The following is a 23,359-nucleotide window of genomic DNA, read 5'->3' as shown; positions in this document are numbered from 1 at the left end:
ACGGGGTTTCCGGTCCCCGCCGACGCTATGCCTTGGTGAGAAGTGACAGGGGCGGTCTCGGCCATTTTCGGCTGCGTGCCCCGAATCCGAAGCGCGACGATCGCCCGGGCACGCCGACGTACCGGGCACGGGCCGGGGGCTGCACTGCCCCCGAGGGATATCGCGCTGATCACGGGTCAAGGCTATCTCCCCCCACCAGGCCCCCGTCATGGGCTGTATGTGTACAAAAGAACGGTCATTACTTTGACACTCTGGACAGGGACAACACCCCCTCGTTCATGCGTCCGCGCTCCGTGGCCCCACCGCAGCGCACTCCCCCACTTGGCAAATCGCCGCCTTCGGTGCACGTTGGCAGGACAGGCGCCGCTCCGCGCGAACGCCCTCCCGACCAGGACCACGGACCGGCGCACCACATGGTTCACGCCAAGGGAGCGAGCGGCCATGGCAGCGAAAATCCTGATGGTGACCGGTGACGCGGCGGAGTCCCTCGAGGTGCTCCACCCCTATCTGCGGCTGCGGGAAGAGGGGTACGACGTGCACATCGCCGCGCCCGCCCGCAAGAAGCTGCAGCTCGTCCTCCACGACTTCGAGCCGGGCTTCGACACCTACACCGAGAAACCCGGCTACACCTGGCCGGCCGACCTCGCCTTCTCCGAGGTCGACCCCGGGGCCTATGTCGCCCTGGTGATCCCCGGCGGCCGCGCCCCGGAGTATCTGCGCAACGACCCCGAGCTCCGCAAGATCCTCAAGGCGTTCTTCGACTCGGACAGGCCGATCGCCCAGATCGGGCACGGTGCCCTCCTCACTGCTGCCATCGGCGGCCTGGTGGGCCGCAGAGTCACGGCCTTCCCGGCCCTTGAGCTGGACATGCAGGCGGCCGGGGCGACGTTCCGGGACGCGGACACCGTGGTCGACGGCACCCTCGTCTCGGCCCGTGCCTGGCCGGACATCTCCCGCTGGATGCGGGAGTTCATCGACGTGCTGCGCGCCAAGGCCCCGGTCACGTAGATCCGCGGCGCCGTAGATCCGTGGGTCCGCGGGGGCCTGGACCCGTGGGTGCGCGGGGAGCTGGACCCGTGGGTGCGCGGGGACCTGGACCCGTGGATCCGCGGCGACCTTGGCCCGTGGATCCGCGGCGCCGTAGATCCGAAGGATCCGCTGCCGCGTAGATCCGTAGATCGGCAGGAGCCGGACCTCCAGGCCCGTCGGCCGTGCGGTCCCCGTCGGCCGTGCGGTCAGCCGTCACCGCGCGAGCTCTCGTCGCGCGGGCTCTCGTCGCGCATACCCTCGTCGCGCATGCTCCCGTCGCGCGCGCTCAGGCCGCGAGCCGGGTGGCCTCCTGGACCGCCTCCGCGAGGGTGTCCACCACCGGCACGCCCGCCACGGCCAGGCTGGCGCGGCTGTGCGAGCCGCCGGTGTAGAGCACCGCGAGCGCCCCCACGTGCGCCGCGGCCACCGCGTCGTCCACCGCGTCCCCGATCACCACCGTGCGGGCGGGGTCGACGGTCGCGGCCAGCGCCGCGATGTGCCGCTCCATGTGCGTGGCCTTGCCCTCGGTGGAGTTCCCCACGCGGCCGTCGACGCGTATGAAGTGGTGCTCGATGCCGTGTGTCCGCACGATCGGCAGCAGGCGGTCGTGCGGGGCCAGGGAGCACATCGACTGCGTGAGCCCGGACGCCTGCCAGTCGGCGAGCAGCTCACCCGCCCCTTCGGCGAGCCCGGCACTTTCCGCCAGGATCCAGTAGTGCCGGTGGAAGGCCTCGTCCATGACCTCCCACTCCGCGTCGGTGGGCAGGCGGCCCATGAGCCGCTCGTAGAAGCGCGGCACCGGTACGCAGTACAGCTCGCGGTACCGCTCGAGCGTGATCGGCGGCAGGCCGATCTCCTCGAACGACGCGTTGGTGGCCCTGATGACCACGTCGATGTCGTGGAACAGCGTGCCGTTCCAGTCCCAGACGCCATGCCCAAGACGGTACCCGGAGGACGCGATCCGCCTCCAAGCCTGTGGATAACTCGACGCGACTCGACGTAAGCCCTGGTCAGAGCCAGGAGAGCCAGGATGGAGGCACGCCGCACCAGGGCGGGGCAGGTCGGCCGCGGCTCAGCCCACGATGTTCGGGATCTCCTGCGTGGCGAACCAGAGCAGTTCGTGGTCCTCCGCCCCGTCCACCGTGAACTGGGCGTCGTCGTCCCCCTGGTCCGCCGCGCCCAGGGCGTCCGCCGCGGCCCGCACGTCGGCCTCGGCGTCGTCGGAGTCGACGTGCACCGCCGCGGCCTTCGCCAGGGGCACGGCCCGCGCGAGGCGCACCTCGCCGAGCGCGCTGACGGCAAGCCCGTGGTCCGGGTCCACGGTCGCCTCGGCGTCCGGCACGTCCACGGCCACCACGACCCGGCGCCGCGCGGCACCGGGGCTGCCGGCGAGCATCCGCAGCGACGCGGACGCGGCCCGGTTCAGCGCCGCGTACTCCAGCTCCTCGATGTCGTCCGAGACGTACCACTCGCGCAGCGCGGGCGTCACCGCGTAGGCCGTCAGCGGTCCGGGGCCCAGCTCGCCCGCCTTGTGCGCCTCGGCGAGCCCGGGGAGGGTCAGGGGTACGTAGACGCGCATGGCCGCCGCTTTCTTCGTCGTTGGACGTGGGCTTGAAGACCCTCAGGATACGGGTCGGAAGTCCCCCATCGGGGGGCTGGTTCGAGGCACCGAGCTTTCGCTTACGTCCGGATTGTCTCCGGAGTGAGCGGCTCCGAGGCCAGTCGCCCCTTGGGCCCTCACCCTGATAGGTGATCTTTCGGAAGGGCTTCACGGAGCGTGACGCCACGTTGCGCGACCAAGGCTCGTACCCGTACAAGAAATCCCGTGGCTACTGCCCGGTAGCAATTCCGGGCCCGGCAGATACGGGGAAAATGATCATGGATGTGACACAGAACGACTCACACGGTTCCAGGGGATCCAGGGGCCCCGGCCGCCAGCGGACCGGAGGCGGCACCCGCCCCGGCGGGCGGGCGGTGACCAGGCCCGGCAACCGTCGCGACCAGCGCAGGCCCGCGGCCGTACCGGCGCAGCGGAGGCGGTTCAAGCCGCACGAGCTGTTCGCCGAGCGCCTGCTCGCAGTGCTGAGCGGTGAGCGGCCGGTGCACTGGATGCTCAACCACACCGTCGGCCACGGCTACCAGCAGCTCGTCGAGCTCGCCCCGCACGCGCCGTTCCAGGCGCACGGGCCGCGTCCCGTCGTGCGCACCTGCCGGGCGCTTCCGCTCAGCCCGGGTGTGGTCGAGGCCAGCGCGTGCATCGGTGCCGGTGACCAGGTGCGGGCCATGGCGTTCCGCCTGGAGCGCGGCTCCGACCTGCGCTGGCGCTGTGCCGCCGTGGAACTGGGCGGGGAGCGCCAGCCGGCCTGAGTCCCGGACGCCCGCAGGGACGCGAACGCCGCGGGGCCGGAAGCCCAGCTTCCGCTGAGCCCCGGCCCCGACAACGTACGTACGATGTGCCGCCCCGCGTCACTTCTTGCGGCGGCGGCCGCCCTTCTGGGCCTTGCGGCGCTCGGCGCGCGTCATACCGTCCGAGGACGAGCGGACCCCGCCTTCGTCGTCGTTGCTGAAGTCGCCCTCCACGACACCGCCCTCGCCGTCGACCGTCGGCGCCGAGAAGTGCAGCCGGTCCGGGCGCTGCGGGGCCTCGAGGCCCTTGGCGCGGATCTCCGGACGGCCGGCCCCCGCGGGCACCGCGTCCTCGACCGGAGCCTTCTCCAGGGACGCCGCCTTGTCCTCGACGGGAACCTCCTCGACCTGCTGCTCGACCTGGACCTCCAGGTTGAACAGGTAGCCGACGGACTCCTCCTTGATGCCCTCCATCATCGCGGTGAACATGTCGAAGCCCTCGCGCTGGTACTCGACCAGCGGGTCCTTCTGCGCCATCGCGCGCAGGCCGATGCCCTCCTGGAGATAGTCCATCTCGTAGAGGTGCTCGCGCCACTTGCGGTCCAGGACGGAGAGGACCACGCGGCGCTCCAGCTCACGCATGATCTCCGAGCCGAGCTGCTCCTCGCGCGCGTCGTACTGCGCGTGGATGTCCTCCTTGATGGACTCGCTGATGAACTCGGCGGTCAGGCCCGCGCGGTCACCGGCCATGTCCTCCAGCTCCTCGATGCCGACCTGCACCGGGTAGAGCTGCTTGAACGCGCCCCAGAGGCGGTCCAGGTCCCACTCCTCGGCGAAGCCCTCGGCGGACTCCGCCTGGATGTACGCGTCGATCGTGTCGTCCATGAAGTGACGGATCTGCTCGTGCAGGTCCTCGCCCTTCAGGACGCGGCGGCGCTCGCCGTAGATGACCTCGCGCTGGCGGTTCAGGACCTCGTCGTACTTGAGGACGTTCTTACGCGTCTCGAAGTTCTGCTGCTCGACCTGCGACTGGGCCGAGGCGATGGCGCGCGTGACCATCTTGTTCTCGATCGGGACGTCGTCCGGGACGTTGGCCATCGCCATGACGCGCTCGACCATCTGGGCCTTGAACAGGCGCATCAGGTCGTCGCCGAGCGAGAGGTAGAAGCGGGACTCGCCGGGGTCGCCCTGACGGCCGGAACGACCGCGCAGCTGGTTGTCGATACGGCGGGACTCGTGGCGCTCGGTGCCCAGGACGTACAGGCCGCCGAGGTCCTTCACCTCGTCGTGCTCGGCCTGGACGGCCTCCTCCGCGCGCTCCAGGGCGGCGGGCAGGGCGGCGGCCCACTCCTCGATGTGCTCCTCGGGGTCGAGGCCGTGCTGGCGCAGCTCGGCCTCCGCGAGGTCGTCGGGGTTGCCGCCGAGCTTGATGTCCGTACCGCGACCGGCCATGTTCGTGGCGACCGTGACGGAGCCCTTGCGTCCGGCCTGGGCGACGATCGAGGCCTCACGGTCGTGCTGCTTGGCGTTGAGCACCTCGTGCGGCACGCCGCGCTTGGCGAGCTGCTGCGAGAGGTACTCGGACTTCTCGACCGAGGTGGTGCCGACGAGGATCGGCTGGCCCTTGGCGTGCTTCTCGGCGATGTCGTCGACCACCGCGTCGAACTTGGCCTTCTCCGTGCGGTAGATCAGGTCCGACTGGTCCATGCGGACCATGGCGCGGTTCGTCGGGATCGGGACGACACCCAGCTTGTAGATCTGGTGGAACTCGGCGGCCTCCGTCATGGCCGTACCGGTCATGCCGGAGAGCTTGCCGTAGAGGCGGAAGAAGTTCTGCAGGGTGATCGTGGCGAGCGTCTGGTTCTCGTCCTTGATGTCCACCCCTTCCTTCGCCTCGATCGCCTGGTGCATGCCCTCGTTGTAGCGGCGGCCGGCGAGGATACGGCCGGTGTGCTCGTCGACGATCATGACTTCGCCGTCGATGACGACGTAGTCCTTGTCCTTCTTGAAGAGTTCCTTCGCCTTGATGGCGTTGTTGAGGTAACCGACGAGCGGGGTGTTCACCGACTCGTAGAGGTTGTCGATGCCCAGCCAGTCCTCGACCTTCTGGACGCCGGACTCGTGGATGGCGACGGTGCGCTTCTTCTCGTCGACCTCGTAGTCGCCGGTCTCCTCGATGCCCTTGAGCTGGTTGCCCGCCTCGCCCTTGGTCAGGCGGGTGACCAGCTTGGCGAAGTCGCCGTACCACTTGGTGGCCTGGTCGGCGGGGCCGGAGATGATCAGCGGCGTCCGCGCCTCGTCGACGAGGATGGAGTCGACCTCGTCGACCACCGCGAAGTTGTGGCCGCGCTGGACGAGTTCGTCCTGGGACCAGGCCATGTTGTCGCGGAGGTAGTCGAAGCCGAACTCGTTGTTCGTGCCGTACGTGATGTCGCAGTTGTACTGCTCGCGGCGCTGGGCCGGCGACATGTTGGCGAGGATGCAGCCGACGGACAGGCCGAGGAACTTGTGGACGCGGCCCATCAACTCGGAGTCGCGCTCGGCCAGGTAGTCGTTGACCGTGATCAGGTGGACGCCCTTGCCCGAAAGGGCGTTGAGGTACGTCGGGAGCGTGCCGACGAGGGTCTTGCCCTCACCCGTCTTCATCTCCGCGACATAGCCGAGGTGGAGCGCCGCACCACCCATCAACTGCACGTCGTAGTGGCGCTGCCCCAGGACGCGCTTGGCGGCCTCGCGCACCGTGGCGAAGGCCTCGGGCAGCAGGTCGTCGAGGCTGTCTCCGGACTTGCCGTCGCTGTCGACCCACTCCTGGTGGCGCTCTTTGTACTCGTCCGTGAGGGCGCGCAGCTCGGCGTCGGAGAGGCTGATGAAGTCCTCTTCGATGGAGTTGACCTGGTCCGCGATGCGGTGCAGTTTGCGCAGGATCTTTCCTTCGCCTGCACGCATGAGCTTGTTGAAGACGGACACGAGGGTTGGTCTCCTTGCCGGTCGGGCCTGGCTCGGTCGGTTTCTGTCTCGGATTCGGCGGCGGTTCGGGCACAGCAGGTGGGCCGCACCGCAACGGCCATCGTAAGCGAGGACGACTCCGGCTCGGGAGGGTCGTCGTGACGAAGGCCACCCGCCATCCTCTTGGAGAACGCTTCAGTGCCCCGGTAGGTGCCCGTGCGCTCGGCAAAAGTTCTGGCGCCCGCTGTCCGTACGGGTCGAGAATCGGCCGATGGAACCGGTCACACTCACCACCGAACGCCTGGTTTTGCGCCCCCTCGGCCCCGACGACACCGAGGACTGCTACGCCGCCTGCCAGGACCCCGCCATTCAGCGCTGGACGACCGTTCCCTCTCCTTATGAGCGCGCACACGCCGAGAACTTCACACGGACCTTCGCTCCGGAGGCCTGGCGCAACAGCAGGGAGTACACGTTCGCGATCCGCACACGCGCGGAGGGCGTTCTGGTGGCCGTGATGGGGATCATGTTGCGCGGCGAGGGCGCCGCCGAGGTGGGCTTCTGGTCGGTGAAGGAGCAGCGCGGCCGCGGGTACGTCACCGAGGCGCTCCGCGCGTTGTCCCGCTGGGCGTTCACACGCGCGGCGATCGACCGCCTGGAGTGGCGTGCCGAGGTGGGCAACACCGCCTCACGCGCGGTGGCGGTCCGCTGCGGTTTCACCCTGGAGGGCACGCTGCGCGCCGGCCAGCTGCACCGCGGCACCCGACGCGACTGCTGGGTCGGCTCGCTGCTGCCGTCGGACCTCGAACTGCCGCCGCTCGACCCGTACTTGCCCGCGAAATCCGCAGGTCAGCCCTGACTGTCAGTGGTGGGCCCTACGGTACGGACATGACCTCCGCCGTGGCACCAGCCGTCCCCGACGTCGAGCTCTCCGCCGACGAGGCACGCCGTATCGCCCTGCGCGCCCAGGGCTTCCTCGGCGCGCCCGACCGCCGCGGCGGGGTGCGCGGCGTCCTGCGCCACCTGGGCGCCGTCCAGCTCGACACGATCTCGGTGCTCGCCCGCTCCCACGAGCTGATTCCGTACGCGAGGCTCGGCGCCCTCGGCCGCAAGCCGGTGGAGGAGGCGTACTGGACGGACACGCACGCCTTTGAGTACTGGTCGCACGCGGCGTGCATCCTGCCCATCGAGGAGTGGCCGCACTTCGCCTTCCGCCGCCGCGCGTACCGCTCCCGCCCGCACTGGTACCACGACCTGAAGCAGTCGGCGTACGACCAGGTCGTCAAGCAGCTGCACGCCGAAGGCCCGCTCACGGCGACGGAGTTGGGCGGCGCGAAGAACAAGGGCGAGTGGTGGGACTGGTCCGAGTCGAAAGTCGCCGTGGAGCGCGCCCTGATGTACGGCGAGGTGGTGTGCGTGGAGCGCCGCGGCTGGAAGCGGGTGTACGACCTGGCGGAGCGCGCCGTACCGGGCGAGCTGCTCCACGACGACCTGGACGACCGAGAGTGTCTGCGCCGCCTCGTGAGACTGGCCGGGGAGGCGCTGGGGGTGGGCACGCGTTCCGACATCGCGGACTATCACCGCCTGAAGAACGAGCAGTTCGACTCCGTCGTCGCGGACTCGGGACTGGTGCCGGTGCGGGTCGAGGGCTGGTCCAAGCCCGCGTGGGCGGACCCGGCGGCGCTGGCGAGCGCGCCCCGGGGACGGCATCGGACGACGCTGCTCTCGCCCTTCGACTCCCTGATCTGGGAGCGCGCGCGTACGGAGCGCATCTTCGGCTTCACCCACCGCCTGGAGGCCTACGTCCCGAAGCCGAAGCGGGTGTACGGCTACTTCGCGATGCCGCTGCTGTCCGGAGGCCGTCTCCTGGGCCGTGTGGACCCGGCGCGCGAGGGCGGCACGCTGGTGGCGAAGCACGCCTCCCTCGACACCCCGAAGGCCGTGGAGCCCATGGCGAAGGCGCTGCGGGAGGCCGCCGAGTGGGTGGGCTGTGATCAGGTCCGCGTGGAGCGGGTGACGCCCGTGGAGCTGCACGCACCGCTGGCGGCGGCTCTCGTCTGAGCCGCCGCCGGTGAGCCGACCGCGGACGGCTCACCGGCGACGGCTCAGCGGATCTCGAGGATCTTCTCCCGCATCGCGTAGACCACGGCTTCCATGCGGGAGTGCAACTGCAGCTTCTCCAGGATGTTGCGCACGTGGTTCTTCACGGTGTTCTCGGAGATGAACAACTCCTTGGCAATGTCACGGTTGTTCATGCCCGTGGCGACCAGCTTCAGCACTTCGAGCTCTCGGTCGGTGAGCCTCGGTGCGGGTACGAGCCGGCGCTCGTCGGTGCGCTGGATCATCGACTTGAACTCGGTGAGCAGCTTCGACGCCATCGAGGGGCTGATCTGCGACTGCCCGTCGGCCACGGCGCGGATCGCGGTCGCCACCTCGTCCGTGGAGATCTCCTTGAGGAGGTAGCCGGTGGCGCCGGCCTTGATCGCGTCGTAGAGGTCGGCCTCCTCGTCGCTGATCGTCAGCATGATGATCTTGGCGCTGGGTGCGACTTCCTTGATGGCGGTGCACGCCTCGATGCCGCCCCGCTTGGGCATCCGGACGTCCATGAGGACGATGTCGGGCAGCAGGTCGGCCGCCTTGTCCACGGCCTCGGAGCCGTCCCCCGCCTCGCCGATGACCTCGATGCCCTCCTCCTGCGCGAGGACGATCTCAAGGCCCCGCCGGAAGAGCGCGTGGTCATCCACGACGAGGACCCGGATGGGCTCCTTCCGTGAGGCTTCGGCCTCCATTCCGATGCCTACGACACCGTCGTCCGCATCCTCGTCACGCAACGGTCCAAACGTGCCCGCCATCGTTCCTCCCCCTGAAGGCCGAGGCCTGTTCAAGATGCCGCAACCCGCTTCCGTGGCCCACGGGTTGGCCTGCTCGGCCATGATTTCATGCCCCGGCGGCGCACCGGCGCCGGAAGGGGTCGCACGATGGTGCCCCTGGGGGCGCACATGCGCTCCAGGGGCACCGTCGTCGTGGTCATCGAGGGTCAGCCGCCGAGCGAGCCGCCGGGCGCGGTCGACTGGGCCTTCGACACCATCGGGTCCGTGCTGAGGTGGATGACGCCGTAGTCGTAGGCGTGGCGTCGGTAGACGACGCTGGGTTCCTTGGTCTCGGAGTCGACGAACAGGTAGAAGTCGTGCCCGACCAACTCCATCTCGTAGAGCGCCTGATCGAGTGACATGGGTGTCGCGACGTGGGTCTTCTCGCGCACGACGATCGGGCCTTCGCCCTGGATCTCGAGTGAACCGATCCGCTTCGTCGGTACGCCCTGGTCCTCATCGGTCGGGACGGGCGTGCCGTCGCCGTTGAGCGTCGCCGCACCGGGCACCCGGTCGGCCACTTCGGCCGCCGAGAGGCGGCCGTTGCCACGGCGCGTGGAGCGCTTGCTGTGCTGCTTGCGCAGTCGTGCTTCCAGCTTCTCCTGGGCCAGGTCGAGCGCAGCGTACGGATCGCTGGCCGAGGCCTCTGCCCGGATCACCGGGCCGCGCGTGCGCAGAGTGATCTCCACGCGGTCAGAACGGTCGGCCTGTCGCGGATTGGGCTCCTTGGACACCTCGACGTCGAGGTTGATCACCTTGGCATCGAGCTTCTGGATTTTCTCCAGCTTCAGCTTCTCGGCCACGTGCTTGCGGAACCGCTCGGGCACCTCTGTCTTGCGGCCCTTGACGACGATGTCCACGCAGAACTCCGTTCCCGGATCGCCCCGCATACTCGGGCGGAGCGTCTCCCTTTTTGCACCAGACCCCGGTGACCCCGGAGTCTCGGACTCGGTGACTTCCACCTCCTCCTCCCCCGCGGGCAAGATCTCCACCCCACCGGTGCGGGTGATTGCAGAAAACCCGTGCACCGTCATTCCGATATACGAGGTCAGGCACCTGCCTTTCCTCACAACCGAACATATCTCGCCCGGACGGATGGCGTCACCCTCTACTGCGGCGTACCTCCGTTCAGGTGCATTTGCACTCTCACTACCTGCAACGATGCAAGTTCTCGCTCAGTTCCGGTTTATTTCGAAGGAATCAGGTGCTGCGGCGATCACCGCGGCGGCCAGCGGGAACGGCATGGGGAACATTCCCCGCTGTTCGATCGTTCTCGACGCTCCCGACCGGACGTCGGATGTGCCTCCATCCACTCTTTCGCCCCGGGCTCTCCCCCGCGACCCGGCCTGCCTTGCTCGCGGCGCCCCGGCTTGCCTTGCTTGCGGCGCCCCGGCCCGCCTTGCTCGCGGCGTTACTTGCGTTCCCGTAACACGTACTCGCCTTCCGGCGGCGCCTGATCTTGTAGTCGCGGCGGTCAGAGCCCGGGCCCCTTCAGCCAGGGACGCACCCGTGGTCATCAGGTCGTCGACCAGGACCACGCGCCGCCCCGCCAGGAGCCGCTCCGCGCCGGGTACCACCTCCAGCGCACCGCTCATGTTCGCCATCCGCTGACGGGAGTTGAGCCCCGACTGGTCCATGACGCGGCGCCGCTGCCGCAGCACCGGGACGGCCTGGGCCGCGATGCCCGAGCGCCGCAGCTCGCGGGCGGCCGCGCGGGCGACGCGCCGCACCGAGTCGTGTCCTCGAGCGGCGACCGCCCGCCTCGCCGACGGCATGGGTACCAGCAGAAGCGGACTCTCCTGTTCGTACGCATCACCCCCATCGTCTTCTCCGTGTCCCCCGTTCTCGCCGCCCCACACTTCGTCCCCGCCGGCCCGAAGCCCCGTACCCACCGCACCCGCGAGCGCCACGCCCAGGGCGTGGGCGAGCGCCAGGGCGCCCCGCTCCTTGTGCGCGAGCAGCACCGAGCGCACCCCGTCCGCGTACGGCGCAGCCGCGTACACGGCAGGCAGCCCGGCCGGCTCGCGGTGGGGACGTGCGCGGCGCGGCTCACTGCCGTACAGCTCCGCCCCGCAGGTCTCGCACAGCAGCGTGCGGGGCAGCCCACAGCCCGCGCAGTCGGCAGGCAGCACCAGGTCGGCGAGGTCCCGCCACCAACCCCGCATGACCCTCACTGTGCCAAGGCGCACGGCTCCCTGCCACCCCTGTGGATAACTCTCGGGAGGGGGTGGGCGGGACGCGGCGAGAGGACCGTATGGCACGCCAAATCGGCCTGCATCCGCGGGGTTTGACGGGCAGTCGGCTATGGGTGGTGCATCCCGGCGGGCACCTCTCGCCGGTCACGACAACTGGGGCTCCCGGTCACGACTACTGCGGCTCCGGCTCACAACCACTGAGGCTCCCGGTCACGACTACTGAGGTTCCCGGTCACGACTACTGCGGCTCCCACTCACAGCCACTGCGGCTCTTGGCCGGGCTATCCCGGATAGACCGGAGACGTCCCTTCCTTGACCACCGGCCGCCAGTTCGCCCCCGGATGCAACCGGACGATCCCGTCCTCCTCCGAGCGCGCCACCATCGGCAACCGCTCGTCCTCCGAAGCCGCGATGTCCGTCACGCCGGTGAGCGCGGGCAGCGCCGAGCCCTGGAGGACCGAGCCGTCGCTCTGCACGTACTGCAGCTGCTGCACCCCGCCCGCCTCCTTGCCGACCACCACGAGGCGGCTGCCACCGGCCCAGGACATCGCCGTGACCTCCTCCATCTGCGGTGCCCCGGGGCGCAGTTCGACGACCGACACCTCGGGGTCCTCGGACGTTCCCTGGCGCTCCACGCGGCCGATCTTCAGCTCGGTCCTGCCGTCCTGCTCGACGATCAGCGCGACCCGCACCCCGTCCGCCGACACCCGCACGGCGTTGATCCGGGCATCGTCAAGCCCGACGACCTTGACCTCCACCGGGTCGCCGCCGCCCTGCGCCAGCCACAGCAGCCGCTGATCGCGCGGATCCCGGTCGGCGACCCAGAGATCGCCGCGGCCGTCCCAACTCGGCTTGGTCAGGCGGTCCTTCTCCTGCTTCGCTTCGCTGCGGATCTCCGTCTTCTCCAGCCGCTCGTCGGACAGCAGGGACCCGACGTACAGCGAACGGCCGTCGTTCGAGACCCCCGCCGCGCGGTCCTCCGCACGCGACACCGCGGCCGAGCGCAGCTCCCGCTCCCCGTTGCCGAGCGGGCCAGGAACCGGCTCCACCTCGTCACCGTTCTTCGGCATCCGTACCAGGCGGTGCTTCTCGTCGATGAAGTACTGGTAATCCGCGCCGCTCAGCGAACGGTTCGGGGCGCTGGCCTCGGCCTGGTCGGCGTCAAGCGCGCACAGCTTCGAGCCGTTCTCGCGCTGCAGCTCCACCTGCTCGATGCCCGCGGGCGTCAAGTCCCTCAGAGTGAAGAAGAGTTGGGCCGCCATCTTCGCGCAGCGGTCCGGCTTCACGGCATTGGCCCGCTCGTTCAGCGGGATCTTCAGATGGTTCTGATCGTCGGGCGCCAGCGACTTGGTGCCCTCCGCCAGCGCGATGCCCGTAGAGAAGCGGGAGGACGCCACATTGTCCAGCCAGTTGGTCGGGCCGTCGAGCAGCGAACGCACCGCCTCCGTCACCGGGTCTATCCGCTTACGGATGTACACCGGATCGGCGACCATCGCCGGCGCCGACGGCGCCTCCCCACCGTCCGACGAGGACGGCGACGCGTAGAAGTACTTGCTGACCGGCAGATACAGGCGCTCGAAGTCGGACTGCGCGAGCACCACACCGTTCGGCGGCACGTCGATCCGCCACTGGTCACCGTCCTGCCGGACGAGATGCACCAGCGACGAGTACTTCCCCTGCTCGGAGCGGTACGCGTGCTCGTCGTCGACCGTCGCGATCATCCGGCCGGTCAGCGCGTACAAGTACCCGCCGCCGTCAGGGTCCGTCCGCGTACGCGTCGAGTCCGCGCTGGGACCGTCGGCCAGGACCGTGGTGGACCTCTCCGGCTCCCAGCGCTCCGACGCCTCCTCGGTCAGATACTTGCGCGCCGTCGAAAACTCCGGATCGTCGCTGGTCAGCGCCTCGAGGAAGCCCTCGACGATCTCCGAGGGGCTCGCGTCCTTCTGCGGCGGCACAGCGAAGACCTGCACCTGCGGCTCCTGCGGGGAGGCGTCCACGTGCTCCACGCCGCCGCTGTCCGGCATGGAGGCACACCCGGCGAGCACGACCGCCGAGCACGCCAGCACCGCCGCGGTACGCGAGGAACGGAAGAGGCCGGACCGTCCACGATCAGCGCCCACGCGTGCTCTCCTCTTCCGCCGGTGCCGGTGCGGCCTGCGCTCCTGGCTGTGCCTCAACTTGCGGTTGTCTGCTGGTGGTTGGTGCGGGTGTGGTGGTTAGTGCGGGTGTGGTGGTTGGTGCGGGTGCGGAGGCGGGTTCGGCCGCGGCTTCCGCTGTCGGTTCGGTGGCAGCTATGGCTGTCGGTTCGGTGGCGGCTTCCGCTGCCGGCTCGGTGACAGTTATGGCCGTCGATTCGGCCGCGGCCTCCGCTGCCGGCTCGGTGGCCACTTCGGTTGCCGGTTCGGCGGACGGGCCGGTGACAGCCTCCGTCGCCGGTTCCCCAGCACGCTCGGAAGCCGGTCCGCCGATGGCACTCCCGCCCCTCGGCCCCTCCGGCGAACCCACCTGGCGCGGCACCACACGCGCGCCGCTGCCCGGCAACGCCGTCGGATCGGCGCTCGGTGAGGTCACGCGCAGCGACGAAGGGGTCGGCGGCACGGCCACACGGCCGCGCTCGGTCACCGGCTGCGCCGGCACCGTCGCCTGCTTGCCCTGCGCACCGCCCGCCAGGCCCGCTTCGTGCAGCCCGCGGTTACGACGGGAGTCCTCCGGCTCCAGCGGTATCGGCGATCCCCGCAGCGCCTCGTCCGCTGTGCGCGGCAGCGTCAGACGGAACTGCGAACCGCCTCCCGGCTCGCCCCAGGCCTGCAGCCAGCCACCGTGCAGCCGCGCGTCCTCGAGCGCGATCGACAGGCCGAGGCCGGTCCCCCCGGTCGTACGCGCGCGTGCCGGGTCGGCGCGCCAGAACCGGTTGAAGACGCGCGTCGCCTCCCCCGGCTTGAGGCCCACGCCGTAGTCACGCACCGCGACCGCCACCGCCCCTCCGGCAGCGCCCAGCCGTACGATCACGTCCTTGCCGTCGCCGTGCTCCACCGCGTTCACGACCAGGTTGCGCAGGACCCGCTCCACGCGGCGCGCATCCGCCTCCGCCACGACCGGCTGCTCGTCACCGACCATGCGGATCCGGCCACCCTTCGCCTCGGCCAGCGGCTCGGCTCCACCGACCACTCTGCGTACGACGTCCCGCAGGTCGGTCGGTTCCGCCTCCAGCGCCGCAGCGCCCGCGTCGAACCGGCTGATCTCCAAGAGATCCGCGAGCAGCGACTCGAACCGGTCCAGCTGATCCGCCAACAGCTCGGCCGACCGAGCCGTCACCGGATCGAAGTCCACCCTCGCCTCATGGATGACATCGGCCGCCATCCGTACCGTCGTCAACGGCGTACGCAGCTCGTGAGAGACGTCCGAAACGAACCGGCGCTGCATCCGCGAAAGGTCCTCCAGCTGCTGAATCTTCAGCTGCAGGTTCTGCGCCATCTTGTTGAAGGCCTCACCGAGCCGTGCGATGTCGTCCTCGCCGGTGACCTTCATCCGCTCCTGCAACCGCCCGGCGGAAAGCCGCTCCGCGATCCCGGCCGCCATCCGCACCGGCGTGACGACCTGGCGCACGACAAGCCAGGCGATCGCCCCGAGCAGCACCACCACGAACAGCCCAGCCGTGGCCAAGGTGCCCTTGACCAGGCTCAACGACTTCTCCTCCTGCGTCAGCGGGAAGAGGTAGTACAGCTGGTACGGATCGTTGTTGATGTCCGTCATCCGCTTGCCGATCACCAGCCCGGCGACCGGATCGGGCCCCGATTCCGTGTACACGATCCGCGAGAAGCTCTGATACGCGCCGTCGCCTCGGTCGACCTGCTTGCGCAGCTCGTTCGGGACGCTCTTCAGCCCTACGACATAGCCCGAGGCCCGTGGTGCACGCCCCGGTCCGGCGTCGCTGCCCGCCGCCAACGCGACCACGTGGAACGCGCTCTGGCCACCACTCGACAGCTGCGTGACCATCTCGGAGCGCCACAGGCCGGCGTTCCGCTTCCCCAGATCGCCGTTCGCGGCGCCACCGCCCCCCGCGCCCTGGCTGTTCGCCGTGTTCTCCTGGGCGACCTTGAACCCGCCGGTGGCCTGGATCTGTGCCGCCTTCTCCTTGGCGTCGAGCAGGCCGTTACGCACCTGCCCGATGACGACGAAGCCGAGCAGCAGCACCACACCGAGCGACATGACCAGAGTGGCCGCGACCACCCGCAACTGGATGTTGCGCCGCCACAGCCTCATCACCGGCAGCAGCGGCCGCCGCACCCAACGCGTGAACAGCCGCAGCACCGGGCTGCCCTGCACACCGTCCTGCAGCACCAGACCGCCGTCGATCAGCCGCCCGAACCGGGAGGTGCGCCCCGACGGGCTCACCGGCCGCCCCTGGCGGTTCCCCGGCTCCCCGGGCGCCGAGGCAGCACTGTCCCGGGACATGTCAGCTCGGCCCGGCCTTGTAACCGACGCCACGGACGGTCACCACGATCTCCGGGCGCTCAGGGTCCTTCTCGACCTTGGAACGCAGCCGCTGCACATGCACATTGACCAGCCGCGTGTCCGCCGCGTGCCGGTAGCCCCACACCTGCTCCAGGAGCACCTCACGTGTGAACACCTGCCACGGCTTACGGGCCAGCGCCACCAGCAGGTCGAACTCCAGCGGCGTCAGCGCGATCGACTGGCCGTCCCGCTTCACGGAGTGACCGGCCACATCGATGACCAGGTCACCGATGGCCAGCTGCTCCGGAGCCGGCTCCTCCGATCTCCGCAGCCGTGCCCGGATCCGGGCCACCAGCTCCTTCGGCTTGAACGGCTTCACGATGTAGTCGTCGGCGCCCGACTCGAGGCCCACCACCACATCCACGGTGTCGCTCTTGGCCGTGAGCATCACGATCGGCACCCCGGACTCCGCCCTGATCAGGCGGCACACCTCGATGCCGTCCCGACCGGGCAGCATCAGATCGAGCAGCACCAGATCGGGCTTGGTCTCACGGAAGGCAGCCAGCGCCTTGTCGCCATCTGCTACGAACGACGGCTCAAAACCCTCACCACGAAGCACGATGCCGAGCATCTCGGCCAGTGCGGTGTCGTCGTCGACGACAAGGACTCGTCCCTTCATGACTGACATCATCCCATTAGCTCATCGTTACCTGACGTGACCTGGCACACAGCTCCACGAGTCCGTCGGTGGTCACCGGCGAGACGGCCCCGTACTCGGTGACGATCGCCGTCACCAGCTCCGGCGGGGTCACATCGAACGCCGGGTTGTACGCCTGCGTCCCCGCAGGCGCCACAGACCGGCTTTCCGAAACCCCGCCAACCCCCCGCACCCGCGGTGCCATGAACTCCGTCACTTCCTGTCCCGCCCGCTGCTCGACCTCGATGGAAGCGCCGTCGGGCGTATCCGGATCCACCGTCGTCACAGGCGCCACCACGAGGAACGGCACATGGTGGTAGCGGGCGAGCACGGCGAGCGGGTAGCTCCCCACCTTGTTCGCCACCGAACCATCGGCCGCGATCCGGTCCGCTCCGATCACCACCGCGTCCACCTCCCCCGCAGCGAACAGCGAACCCGCCGCGTTGTCCACCAGCAAGGTGTACGGCATCCCATGCCGAGCCGCCTCGTACGCGGTGAGCCGGGCGCCCTGCAACAGCGGCCTCGTCTCATCCACCCACAGCCGGCGCAGCCGCCCCGCCCGGTGCGCGGCGATCGCCACCGCCAACGCCGTGCCCTCGCCCCCGGACACCAGCGCCCCGGTGTTGCAGTGCGTCAGCAGCCGGTGACGGTTTCCGGGCAGCAGCTCGTCGAGCAGAGCCAGACCGTGCCCGGCCATCCGCCGGCTCGCCTCGGCGTCCTCGGCGTGCAGTGCCTTGGCCTCGGCCAACGCCGCCGCTGCAGCCTCCGCCTGCCCGGCCCCGCCCGCGGCCCGGTACGCGGCATGCGCCCGGCGCACCCCGCGCCCCAGGTTGACCGCCGTGGGCCGTGCGGTGGCGATCGCCTCCGCCGCCTCGTCCACGTCCTCTCCTCGTACGGCGGCGAGCGCGACCCCGTACGCCCCCGTGATCCCCAGCAGCGGCGCCCCCCGCACGGCCAGCGACCGGATCGCCCGCACCAGCGCCGGCACGTCCTTGCAGGCCAGCTCGGCCTCCTCGCTCGGCAGCCGCGTCTGGTCGAGGAGGACCACCGCAGGGCCTTCAGGTGGTTCGCCCCAACGGATCGAAGGCGTCCGTATCCGCCCGCCGCCCTCGTGGGATTGCGCGTACTGATCAGCCATCCGCCCAGTCTGCCCTTTCCCTGTCGGACAATTGAAGGTACGCAGCTCATCCGGCACCCGGTCCCCGAACGAGCACACCGTGGCACGATGGCAGCCAACCTGCCGCCGCGACCGCGGTCGTGCACCGTGAAGGAGCGACGATGAATGACACTCCGGGCTGGGCCTCGCCCGGATCTGCCCCCTCCGACGGACCGGACGGGGAGACGCCCCGCCCCACCGAGCCGACCGCCCCGCAGGACGGCCCGGCCTCGAAGTGGTCCAAGGAACAGCCGCCGCCCGCCCAGTGGTCCGCCCCGGGAGCACCCGGCCAGACACCTCCGCCTCCGGGCCAGGGAGGCCACGGCGGCTGGGGCGGAGGCCCTGGCGTACCTCCTCGTCAGCCCCGCGGCGGCTGGGGCGGCGGAGGCTGGGGCACGCCGCCCGCCGCGGCGAAGCCCGGTGTCATCCCGCTCCGTCCTCTCGGCATCGGGGAGATCCTCGACGGCGCGGTCTCCACGATGCGCACCTACTGGCGCACGGTGCTCGGCATCTCCCTCGCTGTAGCCACGGTCACGGAGATCGTCATCGTCCTGCTGCAGGGCCTGGTCCTCAACACTCAGACCACCACCGACGCCCTCAGCGACCCGAGCGCCACGGTCGAGGAACTGACCACCGCCCTGTACCAGACCCTGCTCGACTCCGGCGTCATCCTCCTGGTGTCGCTGCTCGGCAGCTTCCTGGTCACCGCGCTGCTCACCATGGTCACCAGCCGCGCCGTCCTGGGTAAGCCGGTGACGACCGCCGAGGCCTGGCGCGACGCACGCCCCCAGCTCCCGCGCCTCTTCGGGCTCACCTTCCTGCTGCCGCTCCTGGCCGCTGCCCTCGTCACGGTAGGTGCTCTTCCCGGCATCCTCGTCGCCATCGCGGGCGCGTCCGCGGCGGGCACCTCGCTGGCCTTCCTGGGCGGTCTCGGCGGACTGATCGTCGCCATCTGGCTGATGGTCCGGTTCTCCCTCTCCTCGCCCGCGCTGATGCTCGAGAAGCAGACCGTACGCAAGGCCCTCGGGCGCTCCGCGAAGCTCGTCCAGGGCTCGTGGTGGCGGGTCTTCGGCATCCAGCTGCTCGCCGCGATCCTCGTGAACATCGTGGTGTCGATCATCCTGATCCCGTTCACCGCCGTGGCCGTCGCCCTCAGCGGCGATGGCTTCAGCGGCTTCCTCAGCAGCGGCGTCGGAAACGTCGGTTGGACGTTCCTGATCATCACGGGCATCGGCTCCGTCATCGGCTCCATGCTCGCCTTCCCCATCACGGCGGGCGTCACGGTCCTGCTCTACATCGACCTGCGGATCCGCCGCGAGGCACTCGACCTGGAACTGGCCCGCGCCGCCGGCATCCAGGACTACGGCCCCCACACCCCCGGCGCCACATCGGGGAGTTGATGCGGTGACGACGGGGGGATTCCGCGGGGTGTGGGCCGCGCTGCCGCTGTCCGACGACGAACCTCCGGTGACGATCCCTCGCGATCCAGCACGGGAGGCCGCGGAGCGCGAGCTGTCCAGGCCCATGTACCACGAGAACGATCCGAGCCTCCTCCAGCGCGCGTTGGACCGCTTCTGGGAGTGGGTCGGCGACCTCTTCGACGCCGCCTCGGGAGCAACACCCGGCGGTGGGCTCGGACTCGTGGTGCTCGTCCTGGTGGTCCTGCTCCTCCTCGGCGCTTTGTGGTGGCGCCTGGGGACGCCTCGCCGCTCCCCGTCGACATCCGCGCCTGTCTTCGACGACCGGCCGCGCAGCGCCGCCGAGCACCGGGCAGCCGCCGAGGCCCATGCCGCGGACGGGCAGTGGAGCCAGGCACTCCAGGAACGGATGCGCGCCGTCGTGCGGTCCCTCGAGGAGCGCGCCCTCCTCGACCCGCGCCCCGGCCGCACCGCCGACGAGGCAGCCTCCGAAGCGGCCCGGTCCCTCCCCTCCCACAAGGACCGGCTCCACACAGCCGCCCGCGACTTCGACGACGTCACGTACGGCGGACGCAGCGCCGACGAGCAGGCATACCGCCGGGTCGCCTCCCTCGACCAGGACATCGAGCACACCGAGCCCGTGCTCGCCTCGGCTCCGGGAACCCCCGAATGAGCGGAGCCTCCGCGTCCACCTCGGTCGCCACCACTGCCCGCCAGGTGTGGACCCGTACGCGCGGTCTGCTCCTCGGCTTCGTCATCCTGCTCGCCGCGGGCATCGCCATCGCCGCTGTCCGCTCCGGCGCCCACCACGGGCGGCTCGACCCACGCTCCGCCGACCCCTACGGCAGCCGCGCGGTCTCCGAACTCCTCGCCGACCGAGGCGTTTCCACACGCGTGGTGACCACGAGCAAGGCCGCCGAAGCCGCCGCCGGGCCGGACACCACACTCCTGATCGCGACCCCCGACCTGCTCACGAAGAAGCAGCAATCCTCGCTGCACGATGCGACGAAGCGATCGTCCGGCCGCACTCTCCTGGTAGCCCCCGGGCAACCCTCCGTCGGCACCCTCACCCCTGGCGTACGCGCCGAACAGCCGAGCAACAAGACCACCCTGCGGCCGGCTTGTTCGCTCCCGGCGGCACAACGCGCCGGCAACGCGGACACCGGCGGCATCCGCTACGCCTCGGACCTTCCGCGTACGACTTCCTGCTACACGAGCGGCGGCCTCCCCACCCTGTTGCACATCAGCGCCGGGGCCGGGGACACCGTGCTGCTCGGCGCACCGGACATCCTCTACAACGACCGCCTCGACGAACACGGCAACGCCTCGCTCGCCCTTCAACTGCTCGGCTCCCGTCCCCATCTGGTCTGGTACCTCCCTTCGGTCAGCGACTCGTCAGCGGCCGACAGCGGTGACCGCAGCTTCTTCGAACTCATCCCCTCCGGCTGGAACTGGGCTGCCTTCCAGCTCTCCATCGCCGCCGTACTCGCCGCCCTGTGGCGCGGTCGCCGCCTCGGCCCCCTTGTCCAGGAACGCATCCCCGTCACCATCCGCGCCTCCGAGACCGTGGAAGGCAGAGCCCGCCTCTACAGCAAGGCAAGGGCCCGCGACCGCGCAGCGAAGGCACTTCGCTCGGCGACCCGCACCCGCCTGGCACCACTCGTCGGCGTGCCCCATGCCAGAGCCCACGCACCCGAATCACTGCTGCCCGCAGTCTCCGCCCGACTCCCCGACACCTCCAGGGATCTGCGCACCCTGCTCTTCGGGCCTCCCCCACCCGACGACACAGCTCTGATCACCCTCGCCGACCGACTCGACGCCCTCGAAAGAGAGGTACGCACCTCATGAGCGCCCCGATCGCAGACTCCGCAGGGAACGCGGACACCGCCCGTTCCTCCCTGGAGGCCCTGCGCACCGAGATCGCCAAGGCCGTGGTCGGCCAGGACCCTGCAGTCACCGGCCTCGTGGTCGCTCTGCTGTGCCGCGGTCACGTCCTGCTCGAGGGCGTCCCCGGGGTCGCCAAGACCCTTCTCGTACGAGCCCTCTCCGCGGCCCTCGAACTCGACACCAAACGCGTCCAGTTCACTCCCGACCTGATGCCGAGCGATGTCACCGGCTCACTCGTCTACGACGCGCGCACCACCGAGTTCTCCTTCCAGCCGGGCCCGGTGTTCACCAACTTGCTGCTCGCCGACGAGATCAACCGCACCCCACCGAAGACGCAGTCGTCCCTCCTTGAGGCAATGGAGGAACGCCAGGTCACGGTCGACGGCACGCCCCGTCCGCTCCCCGAGCCGTTCCTTGTGGCGGCGACTCAGAACCCGGTCGAATACGAGGGCACCTACCCTCTCCCCGAGGCTCAGCTCGACCGTTTCCTTCTCAAGCTCAACGTCGCCTTGCCGTCCCGCCAGGACGAGATCGCCGTACTCACGCGTCACGCAGAGGGCTTCAATCCGCGCGACCTTCAGGCTGCCGGCCTGCAGCCCGTCGCGGGCCCCGCGGACCTGGAAGCGGCACGCGTCTCGGTCGCCAAAACATCCGTCTCCCCAGAAATCACCAGCTACGTCGTCGACATCTGCCGTGCTACGCGCGAATCGCCGTCTCTCACACTCGGCGTCTCTCCCCGTGGGGCTACTGCGCTGCTGTCCACTGCTCGTGCTTGGGCCTGGCTCACCGGCCGGGACTATGTGATCCCGGACGACGTCAAAGCCCTGGCCCTGCCTACGTTGCGACATCGGGTCCAGTTGCGTCCCGAGGCGGAAATGGAGGGGGTCACCGCTGACTCAGTCATCAGCGCGATCCTCTCCAACGTCCCCGTGCCCCGCTGAGGCCGCTGCTCATGCCCCCCACCGGACGCGCCGCCTTCCTCGCGGCTCTCGGCTCTCTCCCCGTCGGCTTGATCGAGCCGAGCTGGACGGGGATCCTCGCCGTCAATTCCCCTCTCGCACTCGCAATGATGTGCGACTACGCCCTCGCCGCGCCAGTGCGAACGCTGCGCTTCACTCGATCTGGTGACACAAATGTTCGCCTCGGCGAGTTCGCAGACATCGACCTGACCATCACGAACCCTTCCAACCGCCCGCTGCGGGCGCAGCTCCGCGACGCCTGGCCCCCGAGCAGCTGGAGCCCCGGCGCGGACGCCACCGACTCACGACGGCGAGTCGTGGTCCCGCCCAAGGAGCGGCGCCGGATCACTACCCGGCTCCGCCCCACTCGCCGCGGCGACCACCAAGCTGACCGCGTCACGGTGCGCTCCTTCGGCCCGCTGGGGCTCGTCTCGCGTCAAGGTGGCCAGAAGGTGCCTTGGACGCTGCGCGTCCTACCGGCGTTCCACAGCCGCAAGCACCTTCCGTCGAAGCTCTCACGCCTGCGCGAACTCGACGGCCGCACCAGCGTTCTCACCCGCGGCGAAGGTACAGAGTTCGACAGTCTCCGTGACTACGTTCCAGGCGATGACACAAGGTCCATTGATTGGCGCGCGACAGCCCGCCACTCGGCTGTCTCTGTCCGTACGTGGCGCCCTGAACGCGATCGTCGCATCCTCCTGGTCCTCGACACGGGCCGCACGTCCGCGGGACGGGTCGGTGACGCTCCGCGTCTCGACGCATCGATGGACGCTGCCCTGCTGGTAGCCACCCTGGCCGCCAAAGCCGGCGACCGCGTCGATCTCCTGGCTTACGACCGCCGCGTCCGCGCGCTCGTACAGGGGAGATCCGCAAACGACCTGCTTCCGGCACTGGTCAGTTCCCTCGCATCTCTCGAACCGGAGCTCGTCGAAACCGATGCTCGAGGCCTCGCCTCCACCATTCTGCAGACCGCTCCGCGCCGCTCGTTGGTCGTCCTTCTCACCAGTCTGGACGCTGCACCCGTAGAGGAGGGCCTTCTGCCTCTTCTCCCACGCCTCACCAAGCGCCATGTAGTAATGGCGGCTTCAGTCTCAGACCCTCAGGTCGAACGAATGGCAGAAGGTCGTGGCGGGACGGAGGCCGTGTACGGGGCCGCGGCAGCCGCACAAGCACAAGAAGAACGTCGGCAGACCGCAGAACGTCTGACCCGCCATGGGGTAACCGTCGTCGACGCGCCCCCGAACGAATTGGCTCCCGCACTAGCGGACGCGTACCTAACCTTGAAGGCTTCTGGTCGCCTCTGAATACCACGGCAACCTGGCCCAGAAATACAAAGGGGCAACGAAAGGGTCCTGAAAACAGGAAAGCCCCACACCATCAGGTGCGGGGCTTCCCCAACAAATA

Annotated in this window: 19 protein-coding genes; 9 read left to right on the top strand and 10 right to left on the bottom strand. The window is 69.7% G+C overall.

Annotated elements, in window-relative coordinates:
- The first annotated feature begins 441 nt into the window (after window positions 1-441).
- Entirely contained in the window at window positions 442-1,008 is a 567-nt protein-coding gene (locus tag QIT00_RS24570; RefSeq protein ID WP_282537553.1) for a DJ-1/PfpI family protein, read from the top strand.
- 307 nt (window positions 1,009-1,315) lie between these two features.
- Here QIT00_RS24570 and QIT00_RS24565 read toward each other — a convergent pair whose 3' ends face one another.
- Together QIT00_RS24565 and QIT00_RS24560 are read right to left on the bottom strand one after the other, a co-directional pair.
- The gene (locus QIT00_RS24565; protein ID WP_282537606.1) at window positions 1,316-1,990 is read right to left on the bottom strand and encodes an HAD family hydrolase; all 675 of its coding nucleotides are present in this window, start codon (window positions 1,988-1,990) and stop codon (window positions 1,316-1,318) included.
- A gap of 111 nt (window positions 1,991-2,101) precedes the next feature.
- Window positions 2,102-2,608 carry a DUF6912 family protein gene (locus QIT00_RS24560; protein WP_282537552.1) on the bottom strand — a complete coding sequence of 169 codons (507 nt, stop codon included), beginning with the start codon at window positions 2,606-2,608 and terminating at the stop codon, window positions 2,102-2,104.
- A 299-nt stretch (window positions 2,609-2,907) separates the two neighbouring features.
- Here QIT00_RS24560 and QIT00_RS24555 point away from each other — a divergent pair, with 299 nt between their 5' ends.
- Window positions 2,908-3,396, top strand: a complete 489-nt coding sequence (locus tag QIT00_RS24555) for an Rv3235 family protein (RefSeq protein ID WP_282537551.1) — start codon at window positions 2,908-2,910, stop codon at window positions 3,394-3,396.
- 99 nt (window positions 3,397-3,495) lie between these two features.
- Here QIT00_RS24555 and secA read toward each other — a convergent pair whose 3' ends face one another.
- Complete coding sequence (secA, locus tag QIT00_RS24550; RefSeq protein ID WP_282537550.1) at window positions 3,496-6,342, bottom strand: preprotein translocase subunit SecA; 2,847 nt, start codon at window positions 6,340-6,342, stop codon at window positions 3,496-3,498.
- Between the two features lie 250 nt (window positions 6,343-6,592).
- Between secA and QIT00_RS24545 the strand changes: the two genes are divergently transcribed.
- A complete protein-coding gene (locus tag QIT00_RS24545; protein WP_282537549.1) occupies window positions 6,593-7,177 on the top strand; it encodes a GNAT family N-acetyltransferase in 585 nt (194 codons plus the stop codon).
- 29 nt (window positions 7,178-7,206) lie between these two features.
- Window positions 7,207-8,379 (top strand): winged helix-turn-helix domain-containing protein, encoded by a 1,173-nt coding sequence (locus tag QIT00_RS24540; RefSeq protein ID WP_282537548.1) that lies wholly within the window; start codon window positions 7,207-7,209, stop codon window positions 8,377-8,379.
- 44 nt (window positions 8,380-8,423) lie between these two features.
- Here the strand turns inward: QIT00_RS24540 and QIT00_RS24535 are convergent, their stop codons facing one another.
- The 7 genes from QIT00_RS24535 to mtnA all read right to left on the bottom strand — a co-directional run bounded on the left by QIT00_RS24535 (window position 8,424) and on the right by mtnA (window position 17,673).
- On the bottom strand, window positions 8,424-9,170 hold the full coding sequence (locus QIT00_RS24535) for a response regulator (protein WP_282537547.1): 747 nt from the start codon (window positions 9,168-9,170) through the stop codon (window positions 8,424-8,426).
- A gap of 185 nt (window positions 9,171-9,355) precedes the next feature.
- Window positions 9,356-10,048 (bottom strand): ribosome hibernation-promoting factor, HPF/YfiA family, encoded by a 693-nt coding sequence (hpf, locus tag QIT00_RS24530; RefSeq protein ID WP_374991243.1) that lies wholly within the window; start codon window positions 10,046-10,048, stop codon window positions 9,356-9,358.
- Between the two features lie 315 nt (window positions 10,049-10,363).
- Window positions 10,364-11,353 (bottom strand): ComF family protein, encoded by a 990-nt coding sequence (locus QIT00_RS24525; protein WP_282537545.1) that lies wholly within the window; start codon window positions 11,351-11,353, stop codon window positions 10,364-10,366.
- A gap of 311 nt (window positions 11,354-11,664) precedes the next feature.
- Complete coding sequence (locus QIT00_RS24520) at window positions 11,665-13,503, bottom strand: LpqB family beta-propeller domain-containing protein (RefSeq protein WP_408909845.1); 1,839 nt, start codon at window positions 13,501-13,503, stop codon at window positions 11,665-11,667.
- Window positions 13,493-15,838 carry an MtrAB system histidine kinase MtrB gene (gene mtrB / locus QIT00_RS24515; protein WP_282537544.1) on the bottom strand — a complete coding sequence of 782 codons (2,346 nt, stop codon included), beginning with the start codon at window positions 15,836-15,838 and terminating at the stop codon, window positions 13,493-13,495. Before mtrB ends, QIT00_RS24520 begins: the two co-directional genes overlap by 11 nt.
- Window position 15,839: 1 nt before the next feature.
- Window positions 15,840-16,529, bottom strand: a complete 690-nt coding sequence (gene mtrA / locus QIT00_RS24510; protein ID WP_282537543.1) for a two-component system response regulator MtrA — start codon at window positions 16,527-16,529, stop codon at window positions 15,840-15,842.
- A gap of 4 nt (window positions 16,530-16,533) precedes the next feature.
- Window positions 16,534-17,673 carry an S-methyl-5-thioribose-1-phosphate isomerase gene (gene mtnA, locus QIT00_RS24505; protein ID WP_282537542.1) on the bottom strand — a complete coding sequence of 380 codons (1,140 nt, stop codon included), beginning with the start codon at window positions 17,671-17,673 and terminating at the stop codon, window positions 16,534-16,536.
- Between the two features lie 140 nt (window positions 17,674-17,813).
- On the opposite strand from mtnA, the gene QIT00_RS24500 reads away from it, so the two are divergent.
- From QIT00_RS24500 to QIT00_RS24480, 5 genes are read left to right on the top strand one after another with little or no spacing between them, the layout of a single operon-like run.
- Window positions 17,814-19,091, top strand: a complete 1,278-nt coding sequence (locus tag QIT00_RS24500; RefSeq protein ID WP_282537541.1) for a hypothetical protein — start codon at window positions 17,814-17,816, stop codon at window positions 19,089-19,091.
- Between the two features lie 4 nt (window positions 19,092-19,095).
- Window positions 19,096-19,782, top strand: coding sequence for a DUF4129 domain-containing protein (locus QIT00_RS24495; RefSeq protein WP_282537540.1), 687 nt, complete (start codon window positions 19,096-19,098; stop codon window positions 19,780-19,782).
- The gene (locus QIT00_RS24490; protein ID WP_282537539.1) at window positions 19,779-20,957 is read left to right on the top strand and encodes a DUF4350 domain-containing protein; all 1,179 of its coding nucleotides are present in this window, start codon (window positions 19,779-19,781) and stop codon (window positions 20,955-20,957) included. The genes QIT00_RS24495 and QIT00_RS24490 overlap by 4 nt, the downstream gene beginning before the upstream one ends.
- On the top strand, window positions 20,954-21,937 hold the full coding sequence (locus tag QIT00_RS24485; protein WP_282537538.1) for an AAA family ATPase: 984 nt from the start codon (window positions 20,954-20,956) through the stop codon (window positions 21,935-21,937). The genes QIT00_RS24490 and QIT00_RS24485 overlap by 4 nt, the downstream gene beginning before the upstream one ends.
- 11 nt (window positions 21,938-21,948) lie before the next feature.
- A complete protein-coding gene (locus QIT00_RS24480) occupies window positions 21,949-23,259 on the top strand; it encodes a DUF58 domain-containing protein (protein WP_282537537.1) in 1,311 nt (436 codons plus the stop codon).
- Window positions 23,260-23,359: the final 100 nt, after the last annotated feature.

It is taken from the genome of Streptomyces luteolus (assembly GCF_029968015.1).
In the GTDB taxonomy this organism is placed as follows: domain Bacteria; phylum Actinomycetota; class Actinomycetes; order Streptomycetales; family Streptomycetaceae; genus Streptomyces; species Streptomyces luteolus.
The sequence above is the reverse complement of the archived record's forward strand: the minus strand, read 5'-3'. Positions and strand labels throughout refer to the sequence as shown.

What these genes read in the sequence shown, in the direction of transcription:
- QIT00_RS24525 (WP_282537545.1), bottom strand. Translation starts at nt 11,353, where the DNA reads ATGCGGGGTTGGTGGCGGGACCTCGCCGACCTGGTGCTGCCTGCCGAC.
- mtnA (WP_282537542.1), bottom strand. Translation starts at nt 17,673, where the DNA reads ATGGCTGATCAGTACGCGCAATCCCACGAGGGCGGCGGGCGGATACGG.
- QIT00_RS24500 (WP_282537541.1), top strand. Translation starts at nt 17,814, where the DNA reads ATGAATGACACTCCGGGCTGGGCCTCGCCCGGATCTGCCCCCTCCGAC.
- QIT00_RS24545 (WP_282537549.1), top strand. Translation starts at nt 6,593, where the DNA reads ATGGAACCGGTCACACTCACCACCGAACGCCTGGTTTTGCGCCCCCTC.
- QIT00_RS24485 (WP_282537538.1), top strand. Translation starts at nt 20,954, where the DNA reads ATGAGCGCCCCGATCGCAGACTCCGCAGGGAACGCGGACACCGCCCGT.
- mtrB (WP_282537544.1), bottom strand. Translation starts at nt 15,838, where the DNA reads ATGTCCCGGGACAGTGCTGCCTCGGCGCCCGGGGAGCCGGGGAACCGC.
- QIT00_RS24535 (WP_282537547.1), bottom strand. Translation starts at nt 9,170, where the DNA reads ATGGCGGGCACGTTTGGACCGTTGCGTGACGAGGATGCGGACGACGGT.
- QIT00_RS24480 (WP_282537537.1), top strand. Translation starts at nt 21,949, where the DNA reads ATGCCCCCCACCGGACGCGCCGCCTTCCTCGCGGCTCTCGGCTCTCTC.
- QIT00_RS24540 (WP_282537548.1), top strand. Translation starts at nt 7,207, where the DNA reads ATGACCTCCGCCGTGGCACCAGCCGTCCCCGACGTCGAGCTCTCCGCC.
- QIT00_RS24560 (WP_282537552.1), bottom strand. Translation starts at nt 2,608, where the DNA reads ATGCGCGTCTACGTACCCCTGACCCTCCCCGGGCTCGCCGAGGCGCAC.
- QIT00_RS24555 (WP_282537551.1), top strand. Translation starts at nt 2,908, where the DNA reads ATGGATGTGACACAGAACGACTCACACGGTTCCAGGGGATCCAGGGGC.
- QIT00_RS24570 (WP_282537553.1), top strand. Translation starts at nt 442, where the DNA reads ATGGCAGCGAAAATCCTGATGGTGACCGGTGACGCGGCGGAGTCCCTC.
- mtrA (WP_282537543.1), bottom strand. Translation starts at nt 16,529, where the DNA reads ATGATGTCAGTCATGAAGGGACGAGTCCTTGTCGTCGACGACGACACC.
- QIT00_RS24490 (WP_282537539.1), top strand. Translation starts at nt 19,779, where the DNA reads ATGAGCGGAGCCTCCGCGTCCACCTCGGTCGCCACCACTGCCCGCCAG.